The following is a 21,325-nucleotide window of genomic DNA, read 5'->3' on the forward strand; positions in this document are numbered from 1 at the left end:
TTCCCGCACTTCTACCAATTCGCTTTTCAGGAATCTGAATTCGAACTTCCTGACGTTGAAGAAGTAGATTCAGCATCTTGAGTGACTTCTTGAACTTCGGAAGGCTTCTCAGAGGTCGATTCTGACTTCTGCTCAGTCTTGACGAGAGTTGCATTTGACGGCGCTGCTACCTGCGGAATCGCAAGTGATGCGGCTCCGTTGCCATCTGCAGTCGCAACTTCCGGTTTACGGGCGAACCGGCGCAGAACCACATAGAACACAGGAGTCAGGAACAGACCGAAGAACGTCACACCGAGCATTCCACTAAACACGGCTGTTCCCAAAACGCGACGCATTTCAAAACCGGCCCCAGTCGCGATGAGGAGTGGAATCACTCCCAGAATGAATGAGAAAGCTGTCATCAGAATCGGTCGCAATCTCATTCGACATGCATCGATGGCCGCCTGAAAACGATCTTTGCCCGAGTCTTCTTCCTGCTTCGCGAATTCAACGATCAGAATCGCATTCTTACAGGCCAATCCGACCAGCACGATAAAACCAATCTGAGTCAGAATGTTGTTGTCCATCCCCCGGTACCAAATTCCGAGAATCGCAAACAACAGACAGAGCGGAACGATCAAAATGATCGCCAACGGCAACAGCCAACTCTCGTATTGAGCAGCCAGCGTGAGAAACACAAACAGAACCGCCAAAGGAAACAGGAAGACAATCGTGTTCCCAGCTTGCTTTTCCTGATAGGCAATTTCCGTCCAAGCATAGCCAAACCCAGGTGGGAGGTTGGCATCTGCGAGAGCTTCCAACGACTCGATCGACTGTCCGGTGCTATACCCCGGCACGGTTGCGCCGTTGATATCCGCCGAAGGATACAAGTTGAACCTCACCAGTCGGTCTGGTCCCACTGTACGTCGGACTTCAACGATTGATCCCAACGGAATTGTGTCACCTTTGGCACTTCGCGTTCGTAGCCTCAGAATATCCGAAGGCTCATCCCGGAACTCTTGTTCCGCCTGTGCTGTCACGCGATAAGTCCGTCCCAGCAGATTGAAATCGTTGATGTAAGTCGAACCGAGATAGACCTGCAGCGCGTCGAACACATTGCTCATCGGAATATCGAGCATTTGAGCTTTCACTCGATCAATATCTGCATAAATCTGCGGGACACTCAATCGATAGTTGGAAAAGACTTGAACGAGCCCCGGTTGCTGATTGGCGTCAATGACCATCTTCTCAGTGACGTCATTTAGTGCTGCCATTCCAGCACCACTTTGGTCCTGAATGTACAACTTGTATCCGCCACCTCGACCGATACCACGAACCGGTGGTGGGGGAATAATGAAGACTTCCGCAGCATTGATTTTACTCACAGCTGCTCGCATCTCACCGACGATAACATTCGCTCCACGCCCTCTTGCGGCTCTTTCTTTGGCATCTTCCAGCGGAAGGAAAGCCACGGCGGCATTCGGGCTGATCGAGAATGTTGAGCCGGAAAGTCCCACAATTCCGACCGAATGAGCAACTCCGTCGATCTTGCTTCCAATCTCAGCGACTTGTTTTGTCACCTCGTCAGTTCTCGAAAGCGAAGCACCATCCGGCAACCGGATACTCACAATCAGGTAGCCCTGATCCTGTTCCGGAATAAACCCGGCCGGGACCATTCCAAAGCTGTACCAGGTACAGACGAGCAGTCCGACATAAAGAGCTATGGCCACAATCGAAACTCGAATGAGGCTTGAAATCATCCGTGCATAAATGTTGCTTGTTAAATCGAATGTCCAGTTAAACGCCCGAAACAGCCAACCGAACATCAAGTCCAGAAGACGTCCAGCACGGTTCTTGGGTGCATCTTTCGGCTTGAGCAACAATGCACACAGTGAGGGAGTTAAAGTCAAAGAGACAAATGTTGAGATCGCAGTTGATATCGAGATCGTCAACGCGAATTGCTGATAAAACTTTCCACTGATGCTTGGGACGAACACGGTCGGCACGAACACCGCGATCAACACCAGAGTTGTCGCAATGAGCGCAGACCCGACCTCATCCATTGCTTTATGTGCTGCTTCCCGCGGCTTCAATCCCTCCGCGATCAGTCGCTCGACGTTTTCTACCACCACAATGGCATCGTCGACCACAATTCCTATCGCCAGCACCAGCCCGAACAGCGAGAGCGTATTCAACGTCACGCCCAGCCACTGCATAGCAGCGAACGTCCCGATCAACGAAATCGGAATCGCGACGACCGGAATGATTGTCGGTCGCCAGTGATGAAGGAAGATGAAGACTGTGAAGACAACGAGGACCGTTGTAATTAACAACGTCGCAAACACCTCTTCGATCGACTCTTCAACGTAGTCAGTCGGGTTGTAGGCGATTTCGTAATCGACACCTTCCGGAAAGCTCTCCCGCAAGTTTGCCATCCGAGTTTTGACTTCAGCAGCTGTATCAACCGCATTGGTTCCCGGTCGCTGATAAATGAGAACTGCAATCGCCGGTTTGCCGTCGAGGTAACTCAGACGTGAGTAATCCTGGGCTCCCAATTCCACTCGCGCGACATCGCTGAGGCGAGTCACGTGACCATCCTCACCGCGTTTAACGATGATCTGACCGAATTCCTCGATATCCTGCAATCGCCCGGTGGTCGTCACGTTTAGCTGAAATGCACCCGCATCGTCTGTCGGAGGCTGTCCGATCACCCCAGCTGCGACTTGAACATTCTGTTCTCGAATCGCCTGGATGATATCCCCGGCTGTCAGATCGACATGAGACATTTTCTCGATGTCGAGCCAGACACGCATTGCATACTCATTCCCCCCTGCGATGCGGATGTCTCCGACGCCGTCGAGACGCATCAAAGCATCTCGAATCTGAAGAAATGCAAAGTTACTAATGTAAAGCTCGTCGCGACTTTCATCCGGCGACGTCAGGTGGACAACCATCAGCATGTCGGGAATCTGCTTCAACGTCGTCACACCGATTTGACGCACAACGTCTGGCAAACGCGTTTCAGCGATAGCGACACGATTCTGCACGAGAACCTGTGCATCGTCGAGATCCGTTCCCAGCTGAAACGTCACCGTCAGCTGCATGGTGCCGTCGGCGCTTGATGACGACTCCATGTAAAGCATGTTGTCGACACCGTTCATCTCCTGTTCGATCGGTGTCGCAACAGTGTCTGCAATGACTTCCGGTGTCGCTCCGGGATAACTTGCTCGCACCACAATCGTTGGTGGAGCCACATCCGGATACTGCGAAACCGGCAGCGAGAAGTAGGTGATTCCGCCGACCAATAAAATCAGAAACGAAAGGACGGAGGCAAAGATGGGGCGTTCAATAAAGAAATGTGGGAACTTCATTGGATTTCGCCTCCTTGCTCAGTCTCAGCACGCTTCTGTTGCAATCGGAAAGACAAAGGTTCTGGCAGTTGATCAGGCTCTGGAGAGATCCACTTCTCCGGTGGCCACGGCTCAGCTTTATTCGGAAGACCATCTTCGACGACTTCGATTTCACCTGGCTGAGTCTGAACTTCCATACCGGGTCTGGCGAGAATCATTCCTTCAATTACAAGTTGATCTCCAGCATCAAGACCGTCTCGAACAACTCGGAGCCCATGAACGATCGGGCCCAGCTCTACTGATCGAGGCACAATGCTTCCGTTTTCGACGATGTAGACAAACTGTGAAGACTGGTCGGTCCCTACAGCAGAATCCGGAATTAGGATTGCTTCGTAAGCAGCGCTCCCGGGAATTCGAATTCGTGCGAACATCCCCGGAACCAAAACTTTATCTTCGTTTGAAAAGACGGCCCGAGCGCGCATCGACGCAGTGTCAGAGTCGATCTGATTGTCAACAAAGTCCATATGCCCTGCATGGGGGAAACCTTCTTCATCAACGATCCGCAGATACACCGGATTTTTTTCTTTTCTCGAACTCGCCCGCTTTCCAGCAAGGTCGAGTCGAGTGTACTTCAACACCTCTTGTTCATTCGCATCGAACACACAATAGATGGGATCAACCGAAGTGATCGTCGTCAGCAACGTTGATGTCGCTGTTCCACCGCTGACGAGGTTACCCTTGGTCACAAACTTCCGACTGATTCTCCCATCTACAGGAGCATGAATTCGAGTATATTCCAGATTCAGTTGAGCAGTTTCGATCCCAGCTTCAGCAGATCTGAAAGCTGCTTCTGCTGTTTCAATGGCAGCTTCAGCGGAACTGATGCCAGCTTTACTTGCTTCGACGTCAGCCTGAGCTTGTAGGAATTCTGCTTCCCGCTGATCCACTTCTTCCTGCGAGGTTGCGTTGTTTTGAGCAAGTCGACGGGCACGGTGAACACGTGTCTGCGCAAGTTCAAGTTGTGCATCGGACTGTAACTTAATCGCCTCGGCTTCTTTGAGCTTGGCCTGAGCTTCAACCGATTGTGACCGGGCTTGGTTGGCTGCAGCCTCGGCACGATTCAATTCTGCGGTAAAAGGTCGCGGGTCAATGACGAACAACAGATCGCCTTTCTCGACGACTTGACCTTCATCAAACGGAATTGCCTGAATGTATCCACCGACTCGGGCCCGCACTTCGACAAATTCGACAGCTTCGAGGCGACCGGTATACGCATCCCATTCCACGATCGTCATCACAATAGGTTCGGCGACAGTCATCGTCGGAGGCGGGGGAGGGGTGACCTCAACTGGCTCAGGTTGACATCCACTGATCAAGGGCGACAACATTAACGCAAAAGAAGCGACAACAGACAAAGTTCGCATACTTGGAGAATCCTACAGAAAACGACACTGAGAGCCGTCAGCCTGCCCGATCACACTGCAGATTCGAGCGTTGCAACTGCACTTGCGGGCATAAATCATGCCTCGACACCATCATGACATCGTTAAGATGACTTGTCTGAGAGTAAACTACACGGTATAGTTTACGCAGGTGTTTCGAAATGTAAAGGCCTTTGAGAGGAGACATGGGAGAAAGCAAACTACCACCAAAAAAGCTGTCACTTTCTGATCGGAAACGGCGGGCCATTCTCGATGCAGCCATTCTGGAATTTGACATCGGATGCTTCGAATCCACGAGCATGGATCAAATCGCAGCACGGGCTGGGGTTTCCAAGCGGACGGTCTACAACCACTTCTGCAGCAAGGAAATGCTCTTTGAGGAAATTCGTCGGGAAGTCTTCGCACAGATCGCTGACATTGAATGCGAATACGACACACAGACTCCGCTCGAGGTTCAGCTCATAACGATCGCCACGATGCAGGTCGAACAGCTTTGTTCTCCGGCCTTCGTTTCGTTTGCGCGGATTTCCATTCCGCTCAGCCTGCGTTCTGTCGAAGTCGCGAAGTCAACTTATTGTGAGTTCTACGCTTCTCAGAATGTCATCCTGAAGTGGTTCCGTGACGCAACTGAAGATGGACGACTAGCTGTTCACGACCCAAAGTTCGCCGCCCGACAATTTGTCGGACTGCTCAACGCAGGTGTGCTCTGGCCGCGACTCATCGGAGGTCAGCCCGCTCCGTCAAAGGCTGTGCGTAAGTGCGTCGTGGAATCGACGGTCTCGATGTTCTTGAACGAATACGCAATTCGGAAACCTTGAGAAGACTGCCGTCTGCTTTCGAGGGTCAGTTCCATCATCCTCATGAGGGATGAGTGAAAGACCGAGTGAGCGGAAGGAGTGAGAATCAAAGCGCTCTCCTTTAGAGTCTCTCTTTGATCGGTCGAATGCAGTTCTTGATCCCTGCATTGCTCTTTCGCGCAGCAGGTGTCATCCTCAAACCAGCATTCGGTCCGCATCATTCCTCTTGTCCCACCTGAGCGCGCTCATGTTCAGAATCCTCAGCATTCCACTTCTCTTTCTAGCTCTCCTTCCGAATCTGTCTGCGGAAGATGCTGCGAAAAATGTTCTTCTCATCTGCGTCGATGATCTGCGACCAGAACTGAAATGCTTTGGCGTTGATTACATTCACTCTCCAAACATTGATCAACTCGCTAAGAATGGACGAGCCTTTCATCGACACTATGTCCAAGCTCCCACCTGTGGTGCGTCTCGCTACACGCTGCTGACCGGTCAGTACGGCGGCGCTGGCAACAATGCCATTTTCGATCGAGCGAAGAAATTGCTCTCGAAACCAGAGACCGTTTCTCCGAGCATGCCTGCCTGGTTTCGCCAACACGGTTACACAACTGTCTCCGTCGGGAAAGTGTCACATCACCCAGGCGGAAGAGGTGGTCCCGACTGGAACGACGACGACCAACCTGAAATGCCCAACTCATGGGATCGACACCTCCTCCCAGCTGGTGAATGGCAGCATCCTCGCGGCTGGATGCACGGACTTGCACACGGAGAGATTCGCAGAAACGCGAAAGAGATGGATGTCTTCCAGGCGGAAGAAGGTCCCGACTCAATCTACCCAGATGGCATTTCCATCGAGACCGCACTCGAGCAAATAGATCAGTTGACCAAGGAAGCGAAGTCGTTTTTCCTCGCAGTCGGAATTCTCCGTCCTCATCTCCCGTTCGGAGCGCCGAAGCAATATTTGACTCATTACTCCGATGCGACGTTCCCGGAAATCCCCCATCCTTCGCGTCCCAACGGAAAGACGACGTGGCACGGGTCGGGCGAGTTCATGAAGTACAACCGCTGGGGACAAGATCCAAACTCCGACGCCGATTTTGCACTCGCAGTTCGACAGCACTACGCAGCATGTGTCAGCTACGCAGATGCCCAAGTCGGAAAACTGATTCAAAAATTGAATCAGTCCGGGACAGCTGACGAGACCGTGATTGTCCTTTGGGGTGATCACGGTTGGCATCTTGGCGAACACGCAGTCTGGGGCAAACACACGCTCTTCGAAGAGTCACTCCGTTCACCTCTCATCATCTCTTACAAAGACATGCCACACCCCGGTGCTTCGACGAAAGCAATTGTCGAATCAATCGACCTGTTCCCAACTCTGTGCGATCTCACGGGAATTGAAATGCCAAACGACGTCGACGGCGTCACACTTCGACCTTGGCTTACTTCTCCTGAGAAAGATGGACATCCAGCGATTTCCTATTTCAGAAATGCGCGGACAGTTCGAACCGATGACTACCGTCTCATTGCGCATTCGTCAGGCGAATCCGAACTCTACGACGAGAATTCAGAAGCTGGCGAGACACAGAACATTGCGAATCAACACCCGGAAGCTGTGGAAAGACTCAACCGAATTTTAGATGACCGGCTCGGGCGCTGATCAACTCAAGAGCGTCGAATGCTCTTGCGATCGAAGTCATTTCAAACACCATTCGACCATCGATTTCTTCACGACATTAAGAGTCGGAGTTCTGCATCCATCACTCTCAAGAGGTTTCGATCAACATGCCTTCTCTCAACATCAGCCATTTAGTTCTCTGCATCGCGGTCATGACAGGATGGACGTGTCAGGCAGAGGACTCTCAGCCCGCGGACTCTTCAAAACGTCCCAAGCAGAATGTCACACATCGTGATCTCGTCTATGCCACAGTGGGCGACAGAGACCTGAAGCTCGATTTGATGCTTCCCGCTAATGTCGAATCTCCACCTCTACTCGTGTGGATTCACGGAGGCGGATGGCGGGCGGGATCGAAGAACAACCCTCGATTTCAACCTCTGGTTGAGGATGGCTACGCTGTCGCGAGTCTCAGCTACCGGTTTACGGACACCGCAGTCTTCCCCGCCCAGATTCATGACTGTAAGAGCGCAATCCGCTGGCTTCGCGCAAATCAGAATAAATTCGGCTACAACTCAACCTGGATCGGAGTCGGCGGAAGTTCCGCAGGCGGCCACCTCGTATTGTTGCTCGGAACCTCTGGCGATGTGGAATCCCTCGAAGGAGAAGTGGGAGGAAACCTCGATCAATCCTCACGTGTCCAAGCTGTCGTCGATTTCTTTGGGCCGTCGGACTTTGTTCTCCGCGGAAGAACTCAACCCGATCGTGCCTACACCACGAAGTCCGGAAGCTTTGCATTATTGGGAGGATTGAAGTCTGGAAAAGTTGATCCCGAAATGGAATCAGTCGCCAGCCCAGCGACTTACGTGACCTCGGATGACCCTCCACTGCTGATCTTCCACGGAACAGATGACAAGACCGTTCTTCTCGACCAAAGCGAACGTATCGTTGAACTCTACGAGTCCGCCGATCTCTCAGTTGAACTCATCACTATTGAAGGGGCAGGGCATGGCGGCCAATCATTTTTCACGCGAGAAAAACTCGACAAGGTCCGCAAATTCTTCGATTCCTGTCGGAACGAAGCCGCCCAAGGTCAATAAGCCTCCCGGTCTCAAGAGAATACGCATTAATCGGCGACGAGAGCAAATCCGGCTTGGGGGAGTATTGTGGGTTTCGCTGCCTCTAAATCTGGGTTAAGATTTGAAATCAGAGAACGTCGATACTTTTGAGGCCCACCACTGATGAGACGTTCCTTCCCGCCCGGATCTCCCCCTGCAGAGTTGACCTATGACAGCTAAGTCTACTCCCCCCCTTCAAAGACGTTTTTTCTTGAAGGCAGCTGGTGCGTCATTGACGCTTCCACTTCTGGAGTCCGCACCGCGAGCGCATCAACTTGTGGCCAGCGAGACACAAACGGGCCAACAACTTCGGGTTTCTTCGGCCGCACCCGCAAAGAACCTCGTATGCGTCGGTTCCAATCTCGGACTCTATCGACCGGCGGTCTATCCCGAACAAACGGGACGCGATTATGCGATGACTCCATTGCTGGAAGAACTCTCCGGACACCGCAACGACTTCACGATCTTCTCCGGATTAGATCACCGGGCAGGCAATGGTCACAAGAACTGGGATAACTATCTCTGCGGGAAAAATGTCGGAGAGATCTCTCTCGACCAAGTCGTTGCAGAGCAAGTTGGCAAATCGACCCGATTTGAATCCATTCAGCTCTGTGCTGGAGACATCCCACAACAGCGAATGGTCTACACACGGACCGGTGTTCCGCTCCCGATGATCAACCGCCCGAGTGTGATTTACTCGAAGTTGTTTTCCACAGAAGACGATCGAGCCCGCTCCGAATACCTGCTTCGCTCAGGTCGCAGTTCGCTCGACCTCGTTCGAGAAGAAGCGAAGCGACTCAAACAAACTGTCAGCCAAACCGATCAAACCAAGCTGGATGAGTATTTCACCTCGCTACGGGAACTCGAGCTGAGAATGGGTCGTCAACTTGACCATCTCGCGCAGGGGACAGTCGAAGTCGACTACGAGTTGCCGCCTTACGATCCCGTTGCTCCCACTTTGATGCTCGAGTGCGAGCAAATCATGTTCGATCTGATGGCTCTCGCTCTTCAAACGAATTCAACTCGAGTGATGACCCTCTTCATTGCGGGTCTGGGCCAGGTTTTCACACTCGACGGATCAACACTTCGCGCAGGTTATCACGCCCTCTCACATCACGGGAACGATCCGGACCTCGTTCGCGATTTAATCCGAGTTGAGCAAGAACACATGAAGTGTCTCAGCCGTTTCCTGACGCAATTGAAAGAGAAGACTGATCAGGAAGGACGACCACTTCTTGATTCGACGATCGTGATGTTCGGAACAGGCATGGGCGATGCCAGTCGACATTCCAACCGTGATCTGCCAACCATTGTTGCTGGCGGAGGGTTTCAACACGGTCAACATATCGCTGTTGATCCTGATGATGAAAAATCCCCGCTCCTCGGTGAACTCTACGTGACTTTGCTCAATCAACTCGGAATCGAAACAGGCACGTTTTCGAATGCGTCGGGAGAATTTCGAGAATGGACGACATGATTCACTCGTCACTGCTGCAACGGTTTTCACCAGCATTTCTCTCCTCGTTCATCGTCCTTTGCATATCAGCCGTCAGTTTTGCTGAAGAGATTCCGCAGCCCGTTCAGGCAGTGCTACAAAAGCACTGCACGGATTGCCACAGCGAGGATTATGCCGAGGGGAATGTTCGTTTTGACCGCAATGAAATCGACTGGTCAGCTTCGCACTCCTTGATTGAGTGGGAAAAGGTTCTGACGCTGGTCTCAAAACAAGTCATGCCACCTCCCGAAGGTGACCCGCTCGCAGCTAAAGATCGCGAGTTGTTGTTAAGTTGGATCGACGAGAAGTTGAGTCAACACAGTCCTATTGGCGGAACTCCGCTGCGACGATTGAATCGTCGCGAATACCGCAACTCGATCGCCTCCATTTTTGAACTCAATGACTTCGAACTGCCGGACAGTTTTCCTCCGGATAATGTTCAGCACGGATTTGACAACCAGGGAGAAGCGCTGGTCATTTCTCCATCTCATCTCGAAGCTTTTGCCGAGACAGCTGCAATTGTCGCTGACGAGTTTTTTGCTCCTCCCCGTCCGATCATTCCATCGCGGCAATTCAACATTGCCGCAAACGACCTCACCATCAGCTACTCCTCAGCGTGTTTGATCGATGGAGCGATGCGACTGGCTTCTTCCGGCAAAAACACCCGTCGCCACGCTACCTGGCCATCTCGATTCGTCGCACCTCAGCGCGGAACATATCGCGTTCAAGTGACGGCTTCTTCCACTGAGGGAAGTGATGCCGTTCCAATCCTGCGGGTCGAGGCCATGCGAGATCCTCGTGATACTGCGAAAGAGTTTTACGAAGCGGAAGTTGGAAGTTCCGTACCCCGCACCATCGAATTTGACCTTCAATTGGATCGAGGGGAATCGCTGTTCTTCCGCTATCCGAACGGACCGCTCGACTACGACAACAAAGACGATTATTCAGAGTTCCTAACCGAACTTTTCGAAGAAGATCGACAACTCGCCGCAGCTTGGTCCGAGGTCGGTAACCCAGCCCGAGGCGGCAGCGGATGGCAGCGAGTTCGCGAAGTCCTGGAGACCGCGAAGGCGAACGACGAAACACTCACGATCGAAGATGCTGAGGTCGAAAAAGTCGTCAAAGAAATGTCTCGCAATGCTGTCAATTCAGGCGAGACTCTTGTCTACCGATTCTTCGAACAGGGACCGTACGTCGCCATCCATGACGTCCAGATTACCGGAGCCTTCGACCCACAAGCGGACCTCGAAGACGAACAGAGAGAACGTCGACGATCCCAACTCATGGGCGAATTCGACGGAAAGACCGATCGCCAATCGCTGGAAGCATTCTTCACGAAGTTCCTCCGAAAAGCCTTTCGAAGACCCGTTTCTCAAGCCGAAGCACAAGAGTTTGCGGAGATCGCAAGCGCAGAACTCGATCGCTCAGGTTCACTCGAAAATGGTTTGCATCTCGCAATTCGCATGGCTCTCATTTCGCCGTCGTTCTTGTACCGCAGCGTTGGAACAGGAGAACTGAACGATTACGAGCTGGCGAGCCGGTTGTCTTACTTCCTGACCGGCAGCCCACCCGACGAGAAGTTGATGAAGAAAGCGGAAGCGAATGTCCTTCGACAGAGCGAAGTTTTGCGTGCTGAAGCCGAGCGATTGATCGACCGGTCGTTCGCTTCCGATTTTCCACAGCAATGGCTCGGCCTCTCATCAATTGAAAGCCTGATGCCGGACACACGACTGATTCGCAATTTCACAAATCAACACCGTCAGGCCATGACCGAAGAGGTCACAGAAACCTTCTGGTGGGTCCTCGACAACAACCAGCCAGTGCTGGACCTGATCGCTCCCGACTTTGTTTTGACCAATGAACAGGTCGCGAAAGACATCTATCAGCTGGATGAATTTCCCAGTGATGCATCGAAGAAGGCAAAGAAGAACACAACAGCTCTCACGCGAGTGACCGTCTCTCGACTCTCGAACAAGGGCGGGTTGCTTTGTATGCCAGCGGTGATGATGGCAACCGCCAACGGAGTCGACACGCAGCCGGTTCTGCGCGGAGTCTGGGTGCTGGAAAACATTCTCGGTTCACCTCCGCCCGATCCGCCGAACGCTGTTCCGGCTCTCACTCCCGACACGACAGGTGCCAACTCTCCGAAAGAACGTCTGGCAGCCCACATGCAGGAAGCGAGTTGCGCGAGCTGTCACCGCGAAATCGATCCGCTGGGGTTTGTGCTGGAGAACTTCGATCCGATCGGACGATGGCGAACGTCTTACCCAGTTTATACCGAAGTGGATGGCAAGGTTCGCACCACGGACGGACTAATCGTCGACGCAACCGGAACGCTTCCGGATGGATCTCCTCTCGCAAACGTGACCGACCTGAAACAATGGCTCATCGAAAACCCAAAGCCATTCACGCAATGCCTGTCTGAGAAAATGCTGACATACGCGACAGGCCGTTCACTGAGTTATCGGGAAAGACAACTCATCAGCGAACTTATCGATGAACAATCAAATGAAGAGGTACGCCTGAAGTCGTTGTTGCTTGAATTAGTGGACAGCCCAATCTTTCGAACGAAATAGCTTCGCAGTTGACAAATACACGGCGAAACTGATCTCTGCCAACTTCACAATCACTTCTGCTGACATCCAAATTGATGGTTAGGTTTTCCATATGACGATTCCCAGTAACATTCGTCTGTTGATCGCGGGGCTCGCAACTCTCTGTATCGTCATTCATCACAACGACGAAGTGAAAGCTGCCGATCGTCCGAACGTTTTAATGATCGCTGTCGACGACTTGCGTCCTGAGCTGGCGTGCTTCGGAGCGAGTCATATCCATTCTCCGAACATCGATCGACTCGCACAGTCAGGGGTTCGATTTCATCGAGCCTACTGCCAAGTCGCCGTTTGCGGAGCGTCTCGAGCGAGTCTCATGAGTGGTTGTCGTCCGGAAACGACTCAGTGCTGGGACTATAAAACTCCGCTTCGCGCCAAGATGCCGGAAGTGTTGACTCTTCCGCAGCACTTTCGCAACAACGGATACGAAACCACCTTTCTTGGGAAAGTGTATCACTCGCGCACAGATGATCCGCAAGGCTGGAGCCTGTCCGCTGATAGCATTGCACCGGCTGATCGAAACAAAGGCAAAGGGTACGTACTTCCCAGAGCTCCGCTGCCAAAACAGCGATCTGCCAAAGCCAATCAGAAAACAGGCCCCGCCTTCGAAAACGGCGGGGACGTTCCCGATGATGCATACACCGACGGCCACACTGCCGATCGAGCTGTCAAAGTGATGCAACACCTGGCGACGCAGGACAAGCCATTCTTCTTCGCTGTCGGATTCCTGAAGCCGCATCTCCCTTTCAATGCACCAGCAAAGTACTGGGACTTGTATGATCGCTCCTCAATTCAGATTCCATCACGAGAGGACGTCATCGATGGAGTTCCCTACGCCGGCTCGGGCTGGGGAGAACTCAAGAACTACCCGGGAATTCCGAACAACGTTCCGTATCTCGACGACGAGTTGTCAGCAGAGTTGATTCACGGTTATTACGCTGCGGTCAGCTACACGGATGCGCAAGTAGGCAAACTGCTCGATGAACTCGACCGACTTAACCTCCGCGAGAACACGATCGTCGTGCTCTGGGGAGATCATGGATGGTATGTCGGTGATTTTGGCGACTGGTGCAAACACACCAACTACGAAATCGCAACACGCGTTCCTTTGATTGTCTCTGCTCCCGGAATCACGGACAATCAGGAGTCGAAAGCACTCGTTGAGTTTGTCGATATCTTCCCGACGCTCAGCGAATTGGCCAACCTCGAAATCCCGGAACATTGCCACGGGCAAAGTTTCGTTCCTGTCCTGAATGAACCTGATCGAGAATGGAAGCAGGCAGCCTTCAGCCAGTACCGAAAGAGCAAACCTCCCGGTACTCCAATGCTCGGCACCAGCATTCGAACAAATCAATTCCGATACACGGAGTGGAGACATCGTGATACAGGGGAATTGGACGCCATTGAACTGATCGATTTTGAATCCGATCCCGGTGCAACGCGAAACGTCGCTGCCGATGCTGCGTACGCACAGTTTCTGCCTGAACTGGCCGAATTGTGTGCAGAATCTGGAAAGGGAGTCCGCGCCCAATCAGTCGCGACTTCGAGTCCGTAAACCAGCTTGCTATCCGCTCAGAGTTGCGAGGCGAGCCGAATCAACGGTCATCGAAGCCAAATCGCTTTGACGAGTGCGCTGAAATCACGCGTCAGATTTAAAACTGCCAGCCGAAACCGATATTGGAGAAGAAGTCGGCCGACTGTCGATTCAATCCCCAGCCAACACGAATACCAACTTCGAGATTCTCGGTGACGAGGCAATGAATTCCTGGGCTGGCGAAGTGCCGGACCGTCTCTTCTTCCTTTCCCTCTGAGAAGATTCCGAAGTACTCAGCGTGGACGTTCCAGCGTTCAGCGAACGGAATCTTGAGGACGGTCGAAGGGGCCCATTGATTGAAGTGGTCTCCCTCCGCAGATCCGTATCCGTATCGAATCGAAGAATCCCAAAGCCAATCATTTGCGAGTCGCCATCCAAATACGTATGTCGAAACGAAGCTCGTTGCGGTCTCGGGGCCAGAAATCGGCGTCGATGCCTGAAAAATGAAGGCACTTTCCGGAATCCACTCATCTTGCTGAGTAAGGGCGGCTTTCAGGCCGTAGCTGATGGAGGTTTCTCGCTCGATTTCCCCAGCATCTTCTTCTCCGAAGTCCAGATCGGAGTTCGCCCCACCTGTCACTGAACTCCCTGCGCCGCCGACTTCATAGTTGATCACGAAACGTGCCTCCAGCCAGTCAGTCACACCGTGACGGACCAGAAGTTCGGGAAAGCTGTTCGTGTCAGGCACGATGGGATTGTCGACGAACGACCAGGCTGACTCAATCATCGTCATCTGCCCAGGAACGGTGGTCGTCGCAGGCGTGAACGAATCACGGTCCGTTTCCATTTCCCGTTCACTCTCGCCACTCTCTCCGAAGATTGCCGAGCGCGACCAGAAATCCTCACCCGCTGAGAGATTCGAGGAGGCAAGCAGGACGATGAGCACAGGAATTTTCCATTGCGTGGATTGACTCATCGACATCACATCCTTGTGTCAGTCTCGACCAGATCCAGAGGTCGCGGAAAGCCCTGCCAAAAGTGAAAACGTGCGGAATCTCTACAATCGAACCTGTGGTTCTCTTCTCTTTGATCGGACCAAGACTTTCCAAACTCCATGAGAACGTCAGGCAGCTTGAACTCAATCGACAGTCACGCGGAAGATTCCGGTTGTATCGATCAGAAGACGTTCCGTGCTTTGGCTCGGTTGGTCAATCAGCCGTGATCACTGCCCGAAATGTCGATGTGGAACATCCTAGCTTGAGAAGTCACTTAGTGAATATGGGCGGGTTCGAGAAACCGGATCAGCCATGCGATGAGAATTCCAATCAGCAGTGCGGCTGAAAGAGTTCGCCGGTGGTGCGAGTGGAACTCCATTTCCGGCAAAAGATCGCTGAGTGAGATGCACAGAAAGACCCCCGCGGAAAAGGCGAGCGTGGTCCCGATGACCATCGTCGATCCCGCAGCGAGTGAAGAGATTCCAAATAGAAAAACGATTGCTCCGAGCGGACACAGCAAAGAATAGGCAATATTGACGATCAATTGAGAGCGATTCGACCATCCGCCAGCAACCATTAACGTTGTGATCGAAACAGCATCGAGCGGTTTGTGCAAAGCGATGGCAGCAAAAGTTCCCAAGCCGAACAGCCCAAGAGCTGAGGAGTGGGCAGCTTCCGCCTGAACGCTTGCGCCCAGTGCGATTCCGTCGATGATCGTGTGAATCGCGAGGCCGATGAAGACTCCCACCCAGCTCATTTCATGAACGCTATGAGCATGATGGTGGTGTGCGTGGCCGCAATCAGAATGATCGTGCTCGTGGACTTCGACTTCTGTTGCATGGGCAGATTCGGTGAGAGCCGGCTCTGCGTTTTCGGGGAATTCGTGCTGATGGAAGTGAAAGGCACGCAGCAGAAAAAACATCGTCACAACACCGGTCATGAGCGCTAAAGCAACAGTTTCAACTCCCTGACTTCCCATGTAATAGAGCGAATGCGGAAGCAAATGGAAGATTGCCGTCCCCAGCATGAGTCCGCCCACCAGGCTGATCACATGTTGCATCCGGGTATGCGTCAAAGCAATCCGTCCAGGAAGGATGCCTCCTGCTAAAGACGAGCAGGAAATCAGAAGACTGTACACGACAATCAGCCACCAAACTTTCGATTCAATCTTGTCAGCGCCTTCGGTGTGAGCGTGCTCGTGTCCACTCTCATGATCGTGGTCATGCACGTGATCGTGTTGATGTTCATCTGAATGATCATGATCATGCGAATCGGCTGCCTGCGTTGTGTCGGACTCAGTTGACGGAGTGGTTTGAGCAAATGTCGGCGCAACCACGATGACGACAAGGAGAACTGCCCACGTCAGCAATGTGAACAAGGGAAACCTGTTGAGTCGACATAAGTCCATCTTCGCCGCCTGTTGTCAAAATTCAAACGCAAGAACGACTCTCTTAGAACTGAAACGACGCGGATGCAAGCGACAGCGTCTTGAATCGCACAAGAACTGCAAAAAGTATCAAGTTTCAGAAACAATCGCGAAAGCGTTTTAAGCAGCCTTGAGGCCGTTTTTCCGGAAAGGAAAAACTGGTCTCTCGTCCAAGAACCAGCGAAATCCTCCCAGTGATTTTTCGTTCAATTTCGGCTATTCAGTGACGAAGACTGCCTCCCGAACGCAAAAACAGTCATCACCGGAAAAGACCAGGTGAACTGTCCGACCATCTTCGCTCATCCATTTCGTGGGAAAATCACCGTGCTCCCCCGGTCCAATGTCCCAATCGGTGACAAATTCAACCGTCGTCCAGGGCCCCCACGGTTCCGGGGCATCGTAGATCCCGAATCCTCCCTCAAAGCGAGTGTCTCCCCGGTCCGGATGTCCAGGCGGCTGAGGAATCGCTTGCCACCACAGATAGCGGTTGAGGCCGGGATTGAATGTAATCGCCGATCGGAGACAGGCGTCAGGATGCTCAAAAACTGCTCCTCGCTCTTCGATCCGCTTTGACCAGACCGGCTGTTGGTTGGCATCTGTTCGCACAAAGAACTCCCAAGCGTCCCTCTCGAGGAGATGATCCTTGTGAGCCCGCATCAGGATAAAGCGATCCGCTGGACCATCGGCATTTGGGGCGTCGTGCGAGTAAGCATAGACAAACTCATCGCGGGCTCCTTCGTAATCGCGTCCGAAATTGATGAACCCCAGAAGTCCAAACTCTGCAAACTTCCAGTCAACTGTAGACCAGGTTTCTCCGTGATCTTCAGACCAGGCCAGAGTCGATTCGCCTCCATGAAGATTGTCATGCCCAAGCCACAGATAGAGCACTCCGTCGACCGACAAAATTCCCCACGACTTTCTTCCGTGCCGTCCCTGACCACGTTGTTCGATCGTTGCAGAGCGAAGATTGACTACCTTGAAGTCCTCCGGGCCTCCATCGATCCGCACCAGCCCTAAGCTCAGTTTGTCTTCCAATAGCGGTTCGAATCCCCATCCATCTCCATAAGTCGAATAGAGTGCACCATCGCGTGCCCAGGTGATCGGCCAATTGTCTCCACCCTTGGCTTTGCGAATCACCGTTTCGACCGGAGCCCATTGCACATCTTTGACGAGCCTGCTGTTCGGGTATGGGGGCTGTCGCGAAACTTCTTCCTGAGCGAAATTGGGATAATTGAGCCCCAGCCAGATCAGTGACACCAGCGCCAGTCGCCCAAGTGTTTTCATTCGACGTAGTTTCATGAATCGATCCCCACAACTTCCATCAAAACGAGCCTAAGACGCCAACTCCGCAGAAGAGCTTTCGCAGTCGAGAGTCTGCCGCACATGATTCACCAGCACCAGAATTTCGGTTTTATCATCGATGTCATGAGGGCAATCGGTCGCTTCCCGTTCAATGACATTCAGGAACTGCAGAACAGCCTCGCGATCTTGAGTCCGACGGACTTGATGAGCAAGAACTCCAATCACTCTGATCAAGTGCACGGTCACAGAAAAGGAAGTCTTCGCATGCCGACGAATTTCTTCAAAGGCTGATGAAAATGCGCTCGGGAATCGTAGCGGAAACGCAATGACGCGAATATTCCCATCTTTGTCGCGGCGACAGGGGTCCGGGAACTCTCGCTGGGCCAACTTGGCCATTGACGCTCCCAAATAATTCAAGCAGGCAATGGCAGTTTGCGGATCATTGATTCCGGGAGACAGAGCTCGCACTGCCACTTCAACCAATTCTAGAATTGCACACTCCACATCCTGCCGCGGAGTTCGGCGACTTCCTACGAGAAAACATTGATTGATCTCTTTGTTGATCTCGTCAGCGTCCGCAGTCGCAGAAGCAGCAGCGATCGGCATCCCCTTGATGAGAAAGTCACCGGGCCGACAACGCAGCTGAATAATGAGATCTTCCTTACGTGCGAGATGCAGTAAGGTCTCTCCGTCAATCGCTTGCAGGTAGCCTTCCTTGGTCGACCGGATGGTACTCCCAGAGCTCACAGCATCTTCGTCCGACGCATCCTGATGATCTTCCCGTGAGTGGCCAATCTCTTCGGGGAATAGTCGATCGATCGCGTCTGACAAATCGTGAGCCACACTTCTGACAACATTCGTCGCCTGAATGGCCTCTGCGACATGATTGATGAACGAAATAAAGACGACGAAGCTGAGCATCCCGCCGATCAAACCGACACCGACAGACAGGTGCGGAACAAAAGTCCCGAGATCCTCGTCACCGCGGATCGCCCATAGAATCGTAAAGCAATAGAGGCTTGTTCCCAGGAAAGTCGCCAGGGTCACCTGAGCAATATTGTGATTCAGAAACGAACGCAACAGCCGGGAACCATACATCGAAGACGTTTGCGCCAGCGTCAGCATCGTGATCGAAAAAACGACGCCAGTGACACCAACCAACGAGCCAGCCAGAGTCGTCATCGTCGCCATCGCGGCCGAAGCAGTTGTGGTCGCCCAGGAAATCGAAGGGAGCCGCTCCGCACGGACAGTCGCATCAACGTTCAGCATCAAAACGGCAGCGAAGAGAGATATCACCAGCCCGAATGTCGGGATGAACCACAAGCTATTTCGGACTCGATCCCACTGATTAATCAACCACGTTTCAAGCATGTGACCTCTGACTCAACAACATCCGACGATCCGGCATTCGCAAACCTCGCACAGTCTAACATGGAATCATTGGAACCTGCGAGGAAACACCAAATCCGGCAAGTTATTGATTCGTCGAGGACTGACAACACGCGACATCTAGAGTCGTTTCTCGGGACTCTGATCGACAGGCGACTTGTCGCTGGGAACGGCGTCAACAACAAATACGTCCGCTCCGCCAGCACGTCGACGGCGTAAATACTGCTCGAACCACTTCATGACCACGCGACGGTAGGTCGCCCTCGTCGTTGGAATCAACAGACTGAAGCCGAAGATGTCTGTCAGAAATCCGGGAGTCAACAACAGAGCAGCACCGATCAGCACAAGAACGCCATCAGCCAACGCCTGACCGGGCATTTGCTGGTTTCTCAATTGCGTTTGAAGCTGCCGCAAAACACTTGCCCCCTGTTGGCGAGCAAGCCAGGCGCCGACGATTCCGGTCAGAAAGATCGTTCCGACAGTGACCAGCAATCCCGTGCCTGTCCCCCAAGCTTTGGACACGTAGTGGTGTACCTGAAGCAGGACGACAAGTTCGAGTGCCGGAACGATTGTGAAGAGCAGAAAGAGACGATAAATCATGTCACGATTATGACATCGCCAACGGGGAATCCAAGGGGGCTGCAAGACAAGAAAAGCACATTCCTCTGGAATCTCCACGTTTACCCTACGGAACTCGCGTCACCCATTTCAAAGTTCTTCGTGACGACTATCGACACCATTCACTGCGTCACACGTCGAGCAGTCTGAACGTGCATGGTTTCAATCCGACCGCCACAAACGGTATCCTACACTGAAAAGTCACTCTTCTCTTGCACCTTAGCTGCCGACTCTCTTCATTCGATGAGTCAGCCCGTGCAAGTCGATGTTTTCCATTCTGTTACTGAGTTTCAAAGAGTTTCCATTGAACATGAAGTTTCAAGAACCTGTCGAACGTCTGGTCAACTTGCTCGATACCGACGCAAATCAGATCTTCAACATGAGTGTTGAGGAAGCCTGTCGCGTCGTTCAAAGCGGAAACGTTTCCGAGATCCGCAAGATCGAGGGGCATTTCGCTCTGCTCGCCAAAGAAGGGCAACTCATTCGCATGGCCCGTTCCCTCGGCCGGCCCATGCGTTACTTTCTGGCCAAAAGAACCGAAGGTCCTTGCCTGATTGTTGCTGAAAGGATCGACCAGATTGCTGAGTTTCTGGAAGCAGAAGGACTCGATGGCCAGTTTCATCCCAGCTACACGAGGATGGTCCCAGCGCACCACCTTCTCGAACTCAAACTCATCGGATGCCCCGATCCGAATCCCGTCACTCGCCGCTTTTTCGCACCAGAACAGAATAAACTGCCGGCCGATCTGGATGAAATCGGGGCTGCCTACATCGGCGCTCTCGAAACCGAGTGCGAACGGTTCTTGAAGTTCATTGATCTGCGAGAACCACTCGGTGTTTTGTTCTCTGGCGGTATCGATAGCGGTGCCGTATTCCTCGTCTTGTACAACCTGTTGCTCAAACGAGGAGAATCTCCCTCGCGATTGAAGGCGTTCACGCTTTCCATTGAAGGTTCCGGCACGGACGAAATCCAATCTCGCGACTTCTTAAAACAGCTTGACCTCGAACTCTTCCTCGAGACAGTCCCGGTCACGGCCCAGACGATTGATTTCCGTGAAGGGATTCGAGTGATGGAGGACTACAAGCCCCTCGACGCTCAAGTGGCGACTTTGGCGGTTGCGCTCTGTCGGGAGATTCGTGAAAAGTATCCCGACTGGAAATGGCTGATCGATGGCGATGGCGGAGACGAGAACCTAAAAGACTACCCCATCGAAGAGAACCCCGAACTCACAATCCGAAGCGTCTTGAACAATGTCATGTTGTATCAGGAAGGCTGGGGTGTGGATGCCGTCAAGCACTCGTTGACCTATTCGGGAGGCCAAAGTCGCGGTCACGTCCGTTCCTGGGCTCCGGGAAGGATGTTCGGGTTTCACGACTTCAGCCCGTTCGCACTCCCCAATGTGATTGAAGTCGCTGAAGGGATTCCGTTTATCGAGTTGACAGATTGGGATCACGAAAAGCTCTACAGCTTGAAGGGCGAAATCGTTTCGCGAGGTGTTAAAGCAGTCACCGGCTTTGAGATGCCGATTTACAAGAAGCGACGTTTCCAACACGGAGTCACTCCAGCCGGAGAATTCGAAAAGTTCTTCCCGCAGGATGAACGCGTCTATCGTGAAAGTTTTCAGTCGCTTTACCGCTAGCAGACACTTCCTAC

General features: G+C 52.6%; 14 protein-coding genes. 7 read left to right on the forward strand and 7 right to left on the reverse strand.

The window, feature by feature from the left end; all coding sequences use genetic code 11:
• Nucleotides 1–26: 26 nt before the first annotated feature.
• Together AB1L42_RS00645 and AB1L42_RS00650 are read right to left on the reverse strand one after the other, a co-directional pair.
• Complete coding sequence (locus tag AB1L42_RS00645; protein WP_367050081.1) at nucleotides 27–3,350, reverse strand: multidrug efflux RND transporter permease subunit; 3,324 nt, start codon at nucleotides 3,348–3,350, stop codon at nucleotides 27–29.
• Nucleotides 3,347–4,648: an efflux RND transporter periplasmic adaptor subunit gene (locus AB1L42_RS00650; RefSeq protein ID WP_367051676.1), complete on the reverse strand. Its 1,302-nt coding sequence runs from the start codon at nucleotides 4,646–4,648 to the stop codon at nucleotides 3,347–3,349. Before AB1L42_RS00650 ends, AB1L42_RS00645 begins: the two co-directional genes overlap by 4 nt.
• 308 nt (nucleotides 4,649–4,956) lie before the next feature.
• On the opposite strand from AB1L42_RS00650, the gene AB1L42_RS00655 reads away from it, so the two are divergent.
• The 6 genes from AB1L42_RS00655 (at nucleotide 4,957) to AB1L42_RS00680 (ending at nucleotide 13,963) form a co-directional block, all read left to right on the forward strand.
• Nucleotides 4,957–5,589, forward strand: coding sequence for a TetR/AcrR family transcriptional regulator (locus tag AB1L42_RS00655; protein WP_367050083.1), 633 nt, complete (start codon nucleotides 4,957–4,959; stop codon nucleotides 5,587–5,589).
• A gap of 226 nt (nucleotides 5,590–5,815) precedes the next feature.
• Nucleotides 5,816–7,228 (forward strand): sulfatase, encoded by a 1,413-nt coding sequence (locus AB1L42_RS00660; protein WP_367050085.1) that lies wholly within the window; start codon nucleotides 5,816–5,818, stop codon nucleotides 7,226–7,228.
• A gap of 125 nt (nucleotides 7,229–7,353) precedes the next feature.
• Nucleotides 7,354–8,283, forward strand: coding sequence for an alpha/beta hydrolase (locus AB1L42_RS00665; RefSeq protein WP_367050087.1), 930 nt, complete (start codon nucleotides 7,354–7,356; stop codon nucleotides 8,281–8,283).
• 187 nt (nucleotides 8,284–8,470) lie between these two features.
• Nucleotides 8,471–9,778, forward strand: coding sequence for a DUF1552 domain-containing protein (locus AB1L42_RS00670; protein ID WP_367050089.1), 1,308 nt, complete (start codon nucleotides 8,471–8,473; stop codon nucleotides 9,776–9,778).
• Nucleotides 9,766–12,372, forward strand: a complete 2,607-nt coding sequence (locus AB1L42_RS00675; protein WP_367050091.1) for a DUF1592 domain-containing protein — start codon at nucleotides 9,766–9,768, stop codon at nucleotides 12,370–12,372. Before AB1L42_RS00670 ends, AB1L42_RS00675 begins: the two co-directional genes overlap by 13 nt.
• 91 nt (nucleotides 12,373–12,463) lie before the next feature.
• On the forward strand, nucleotides 12,464–13,963 hold the full coding sequence (locus AB1L42_RS00680) for a sulfatase (RefSeq protein ID WP_367050093.1): 1,500 nt from the start codon (nucleotides 12,464–12,466) through the stop codon (nucleotides 13,961–13,963).
• Nucleotides 13,964–14,060: 97 nt separating this feature from the next.
• On the opposite strand, the gene AB1L42_RS00685 is transcribed toward AB1L42_RS00680, so the two are convergent.
• The 5 genes from AB1L42_RS00685 to AB1L42_RS00705 form a co-directional block, all read right to left on the reverse strand.
• Nucleotides 14,061–14,918, reverse strand: a complete 858-nt coding sequence (locus AB1L42_RS00685; protein ID WP_367050095.1) for a transporter — start codon at nucleotides 14,916–14,918, stop codon at nucleotides 14,061–14,063.
• Between the two features lie 293 nt (nucleotides 14,919–15,211).
• Nucleotides 15,212–16,345, reverse strand: a complete 1,134-nt coding sequence (locus AB1L42_RS00690) for a ZIP family metal transporter (RefSeq protein ID WP_367050097.1) — start codon at nucleotides 16,343–16,345, stop codon at nucleotides 15,212–15,214.
• 234 nt (nucleotides 16,346–16,579) lie between these two features.
• Nucleotides 16,580–17,662, reverse strand: a complete 1,083-nt coding sequence (locus tag AB1L42_RS00695; RefSeq protein WP_367050099.1) for a hypothetical protein — start codon at nucleotides 17,660–17,662, stop codon at nucleotides 16,580–16,582.
• 33 nt (nucleotides 17,663–17,695) lie between these two features.
• Complete coding sequence (locus tag AB1L42_RS00700) at nucleotides 17,696–19,036, reverse strand: DUF2254 domain-containing protein (RefSeq protein WP_367050101.1); 1,341 nt, start codon at nucleotides 19,034–19,036, stop codon at nucleotides 17,696–17,698.
• Nucleotides 19,037–19,174: 138 nt separating this feature from the next.
• Nucleotides 19,175–19,654, reverse strand: coding sequence for an FxsA family protein (locus AB1L42_RS00705; protein WP_367050103.1), 480 nt, complete (start codon nucleotides 19,652–19,654; stop codon nucleotides 19,175–19,177).
• A gap of 328 nt (nucleotides 19,655–19,982) precedes the next feature.
• On the opposite strand from AB1L42_RS00705, the gene AB1L42_RS00710 reads away from it, so the two are divergent.
• Nucleotides 19,983–21,311: an asparagine synthase-related protein gene (locus AB1L42_RS00710; protein WP_367050105.1), complete on the forward strand. Its 1,329-nt coding sequence runs from the start codon at nucleotides 19,983–19,985 to the stop codon at nucleotides 21,309–21,311.
• The last annotated feature ends 14 nt before the right edge of the window (nucleotides 21,312–21,325 follow it).

It is taken from the genome of Thalassoglobus sp. JC818 (assembly GCF_040717535.1).
Taxonomy (GTDB): domain Bacteria; phylum Planctomycetota; class Planctomycetia; order Planctomycetales; family Planctomycetaceae; genus Thalassoglobus.